The organism is Psychrobacter proteolyticus (assembly GCF_003350005.1).
Taxonomy (GTDB): domain Bacteria; phylum Pseudomonadota; class Gammaproteobacteria; order Pseudomonadales; family Moraxellaceae; genus Psychrobacter; species Psychrobacter proteolyticus.
Genome location: NZ_QLKS01000014.1, coordinates 1 through 5,531 on the forward strand (window position 1 = coordinate 1; position 5,531 = coordinate 5,531).

A 5,531-nucleotide genomic window follows, 5' to 3' on the forward strand; every position below is an offset into this window, starting at 1 on the left:
TATTTAAAAGCATAACTAAAGAACAACTTGTGTGGATTTTTGCTGATTCAGAATGCTAAAAAATAAAGTTGACTATCTTTTCTTTTCGGGAAGATTATTAACTATAAAAATTATCATTTAAGACAGCAGAAAAACTCAAAGTTAATTCATTACGAACATAATTTTTAGCGATTTTGCCAGATTAGATGAGCCAAGTTTAGAAGCTTCTTTAAAGAGCTTCATAGCAAGATTAAACTGAAGAGTTTGATCATGGCTCAGATTGAACGCTGGCGGCAGGCTTAACACATGCAAGTCGAGCGGAAACGATGGTAGCTTGCTACCAGGCGTCGAGCGGCGGACGGGTGAGTAATACTTAGGAATCTACCTAGTAGTGGGGGATAGCACGGGGAAACTCGTATTAATACCGCATACGACCTACGGGAGAAAGGGGGCAGTTTACTGCTCTCGCTATTAGATGAGCCTAAGTCGGATTAGCTAGATGGTGGGGTAAAGGCCTACCATGGCGACGATCTGTAGCTGGTCTGAGAGGATGATCAGCCACACCGGGACTGAGACACGGCCCGGACTCCTACGGGAGGCAGCAGTGGGGAATATTGGACAATGGGGGAAACCCTGATCCAGCCATGCCGCGTGTGTGAAGAAGGCCTTTTGGTTGTAAAGCACTTTAAGCAGTGAAGAAGACTCTTCGGTTAATACCCGGAGACGATGACATTAGCTGCAGAATAAGCACCGGCTAACTCTGTGCCAGCAGCCGCGGTAATACAGAGGGTGCAAGCGTTAATCGGAATTACTGGGCGTAAAGCGAGCGTAGGTGGCTTGATAAGTCAGATGTGAAATCCCCGGGCTTAACCTGGGAACTGCATCTGAAACTGTTAGGCTAGAGTAGGTGAGAGGGAGGTAGAATTTCAGGTGTAGCGGTGAAATGCGTAGAGATCTGAAGGAATACCGATGGCGAAGGCAGCCTCCTGGCATCATACTGACACTGAGGCTCGAAAGCGTGGGTAGCAAACAGGATTAGATACCCTGGTAGTCCACGCCGTAAACGATGTCTACTAGTCGTTGGGTCCCTTGAGGACTTAGTGACGCAGCTAACGCAATAAGTAGACCGCCTGGGGAGTACGGCCGCAAGGTTAAAACTCAAATGAATTGACGGGGGCCCGCACAAGCGGTGGAGCATGTGGTTTAATTCGATGCAACGCGAAGAACCTTACCTGGTCTTGACATATCTAGAATCCTGCAGAGATGCGGGAGTGCCTTCGGGAATTAGAATACAGGTGCTGCATGGCTGTCGTCAGCTCGTGTCGTGAGATGTTGGGTTAAGTCCCGCAACGAGCGCAACCCTTGTCCTTAGTTACCAGCGGGTTAAGCCGGGAACTCTAAGGATACTGCCAGTGACAAACTGGAGGAAGGCGGGGACGACGTCAAGTCATCATGGCCCTTACGACCAGGGCTACACACGTGCTACAATGGTAGGTACAGAGGGCAGCTACACAGCGATGTGATGCGAATCTCAAAAAGCCTATCGTAGTCCAGATTGGAGTCTGCAACTCGACTCCATGAAGTAGGAATCGCTAGTAATCGCGGATCAGAATGCCGCGGTGAATACGTTCCCGGGCCTTGTACACACCGCCCGTCACACCATGGGAGTTGATTGCACCAGAAGTGGATAGCTTAACCTTCGGGGAGGCGTTCACCACGGTGTGGTTGATGACTGGGGTGAAGTCGTAACAAGGTAGCCGTAGGGGAACCTGCGGCTGGATCACCTCCTTATAGACGCATTCGGTCAGCAAGAATTCACAACAAGTTGTTCTTTAGTTTAAGCTTACGTTTTAACAAACGTATTAGGGTCTGTAGCTCAGCTGGTTAGAGCACCGTGTTGATAACGCGGGGGTCGGTGGTTCAAGTCCACCTAGACCCACCATTTTACAATGGGGCCATAGCTCAGTTGGTAGAGCGCCTGCCTTGCACGCAGGAGGTCAACGGTTCGACTCCGTTTGGCTCCACCACTACTAAGACGGTTAAGTAAGCTTTAGATGCTAATAAATAAATAGGTATTAAATAGAAACAAGTGATTGTTAATGATTACTTCTTTCTGTTTTATACAGAATCTGTGACTCGACGAGAGCATAGAGACTATTTAAAAACATAGATATGAGTCTGGGTTAGGAAGAGCGTGTTCACGCGCACTTCCTAACCTTAATAACTCACCTCTTAACGACATCAGTTGTTATCCCAGGGGTGAGTTATTAAAAAAGTAAAGAGAACTGAATCAAGCGTATAAACATAGGTGATATCGTTATCATAATTAGATTGTATGACACTTAGAAGTCGAAAGACTACTTGGGGTTGTATGGTCAAGTAATGAAGCGCACATGGTGGATGCCTTGGCAGTCAGAGGCGATGAAAGACGTGACAGCCTGCGATAAGCTTCGGGGAGGCGGCAATATCCTGTGATCCGGAGATTTCTGAATGGGGAAACCCACTTACCATAAGGTAGGTATCCTAATTTATTAGGAAGCGAACGAGGGGAAGTGAAACATCTCAGTACCCTTAGGAATAGACATCAATTGAGATTCCCCTAGTAGCGGCGAGCGAACGGGGAGAAGCCGATTAATTCTAATGTAGAAGAACAGCGTGGGAAAGCTGACCGTAGTAGGTGATAGTCCTGTATTCGAAACATTAGAGTTAACATATTAAGTAGAGCGGGGCACGAGAAATCCTGTTTGAAGATGGGGGGACCATCCTCCAAGGCTAAATACTCCTGACTGACCGATAGTGAACCAGTACCGTGAGGGAAAGGCGAAAAGAACCCCTGTGAGGGGAGTGAAATAGAACCTGAAACCGTGTGCGTACAAGCAGTGGGAGCCCACTTGTTGGGTGACCGCGTACCTTTTGTATAATGGGTCAGCGACTTATATTCTGTAGCAAGGTTAACCGTTTAGGGGAGCCGTAGGGAAACCGAGTCTTAATAGGGCGTTTAGTTGCAGGGTATAGACCCGAAACCGAGTGATCTATCCATGAGCAGGTTGAAAGTGCCGTAACAGGCACCGGAGGACCGAACCCACTGTCGTTGAAAAGCCAGGGGATGACTTGTGGATAGGGGTGAAAGGCTAATCAAACTCGGTGATAGCTGGTTCTCCCCGAAAGCTATTTAGGTAGCGCCTCGGACGAACACCATTGGGGGTAGAGCACTGTTTCGGCTAGGGGGTCATACCGACTTACCAAACCGATGCAAACTCCGAATACCGATGAGTGATATCCGGGAGACACACGGTGGGTGCTAACGTCCATCGTGGAGAGGGAAACAACCCAGACCGCCAGCTAAGGCCCCAAATTCCTAGTTAAGTGGGAAACGAGGTGGGAAGGCATAGACAGCTAGGAGGTTGGCTTAGAAGCAGCCATCCTTTAAAGAAAGCGTAATAGCTCACTAGTCGAGTCGGCCCGCGCGGAAGATGTAACGGGGCTCAAACTAGGAGCCGAAGCTGCGGATTTGAATTTGTTTTCAAGTGGTAGGGGAGCGTTGTGTAAGCCTGTGAAGGTGTGTTGTAAAGCATGCTGGAGGTATCACAAGAGCGAATGCTGACGTGAGTAACGATAATGCGAGTGAAAAGCTCGCACGCCGGAAGATCAAGGGTTCCAGTCCAACGTTAATCGGGGCTGGGTGAGTCGACCCCTAAGGCGAGGCCGAAAGGCGTAGTCGATGGGAAATCGGTTAATATTCCGATACTTGTTTATAATGCGATGGAGGGACGGAGAAGGTTATGTCAGCCTGGCGTTGGTTGTCCAGGTGAAAGGATGTAGGTTTATAGCTTAGGTAAATCCGGGCTATTCTATACCGAGATCTGATAGCAAGCTGTACTTGTACAGCGAAGTGGCAAATACCATGCTTCCAGGAAAAGCTTCTAAGCAATAGTTATAAACGAATCGTACCCTAAACCGACACAGGTGATCAGGTAGAGAATACCAAGGCGCTTGAGAGAACTCTGCTGAAGGAACTAGGCAAAATGGTACCGTAACTTCGGGAGAAGGTACGCTGTTGATGGTGATAGGACTTGCTCCTTGAGCTGTTGGCAGTCGCAGATACCAGGCTGCTGCAACTGTTTATTAAAAACACAGCACTCTGCAAACACGAAAGTGGACGTATAGGGTGTGATGTCTGCCCGGTGCTGGAAGGTTAATTGATGGGGTTAGCGTAAGCGAAGCTCTTGATCGAAGCCCCAGTAAACGGCGGCCGTAACTATAACGGTCCTAAGGTAGCGAAATTCCTTGTCGGGTAAGTTCCGACCTGCACGAATGACATAATGATGGCAGCGCTGTCTCCAGCAGAGACTCAGTGAAATCGAAATCGCAGTGAAGATGCTGTGTACCCGCGGCTAGACGGAAAGACCCCGTGAACCTTTACTACAGCTTTACATTGAACTTTGACCTGACTTGTGCAGGATAGGTGGGAGGCTTTGAAGCCGAGACGCTAGTCTCGGTGGAGCCAATCTTGAAATACCACCCTGGTCATGTTGGGGTTCTAACTCAGGTATAACAATACCGAGGACAATGTATGGTGGGTAGTTTGACTGGGGCGGTCTCCTCCTAAAGAGTAACGGAGGAGTACGAAGGTGCGCTCAGACCGGTCGGAAATCGGTCGTAGAGTATAAAGGCAAAAGCGCGCTTAACTGCGAGACCCACAAGTCGAGCAGGTACGAAAGTAGGTCTTAGTGATCCGGTGGTTCTGTATGGAAGGGCCATCGCTCAACGGATAAAAGGTACTCTGGGGATAACAGGCTGATACCGCCCAAGAGTTCATATCGACGGCGGTGTTTGGCACCTCGATGTCGGCTCATCTCATCCTAGGGCTGAAGCAGGTCCTAAGGGTATGGCTGTTCGCCATTTAAAGAGGTACGCGAGCTGGGTTTAGAACGTCGTGAGACAGTTCGGTCCCTATCTACCGTGGGCGTTGGAAATTTGAGAGGATCTGCTCCTAGTACGAGAGGACCAGAGTGGACGAACCTCTGGTGTTCGGGTTGTCACGCCAGTGGCATTGCCCGGTAGCTACGTTCGGATGGGATAACCGCTGAAAGCATCTAAGCGGGAAGCCCACCTCAAGATTAGATTTCCCTAAAGAGCCGTTCAAGACTAGGACGTTGATAGGCAGGGTGTGGAAGCGCAGCGATGCGTGTAGCTAACCTGTACTAATTGCTCGTTTGGCTTGACCATACAACACCCAAGTGGTTTGTATACAAGTCTAATTAATCTATCTTGTATAGCTCAGGCTATAGAATAAAGAAAGAACATTTCGATATCACCTTTAACCTTGATTCAGTTAGGTTACAAGTTGATCGACAACAAGCTCAAACTTGATGTCAATAAAAACAATAACAGACTCATATCTAACCCCCTTTGCTGACGACAATAGCGCGATGGCCCCACCTGATCCCTTCCCGAACTCAGAAGTGAAACATCGTAGCGCCAATGGTAGTGTGGTTCGCCCATGTGAGAGTAGGTCATCGTCAGCTCTCTATTCTGAAATATCCCCCGAC

General features: G+C 48.7%; 2 tRNA genes and 3 rRNA genes. All 5 read left to right on the forward strand.

The window, feature by feature from the left end:
* Nucleotides 1-231 precede the first annotated feature (231 nt).
* The 5 genes from DXK30_RS12615 to rrf all read left to right on the forward strand — a co-directional run bounded on the left by DXK30_RS12615 (nt 232) and on the right by rrf (nt 5,507).
* A 16S ribosomal RNA gene (locus DXK30_RS12615) occupies nt 232-1,770 on the forward strand.
* A gap of 74 nt (nt 1,771-1,844) precedes the next feature.
* A tRNA-Ile gene (locus tag DXK30_RS12620) sits at nt 1,845-1,921 on the forward strand.
* A gap of 9 nt (nt 1,922-1,930) precedes the next feature.
* Nucleotides 1,931-2,006 (forward strand) — tRNA-Ala (locus DXK30_RS12625).
* 346 nt (nt 2,007-2,352) lie between these two features.
* A 23S ribosomal RNA gene (locus tag DXK30_RS12630) occupies nt 2,353-5,208 on the forward strand.
* Between the two features lie 185 nt (nt 5,209-5,393).
* A 5S ribosomal RNA gene (rrf, locus tag DXK30_RS12635) occupies nt 5,394-5,507 on the forward strand.
* The 16S, 23S and 5S rRNA genes sit together here with 2 tRNA genes alongside, the layout of an rRNA operon.
* The last annotated feature ends 24 nt before the right edge of the window (nt 5,508-5,531 follow it).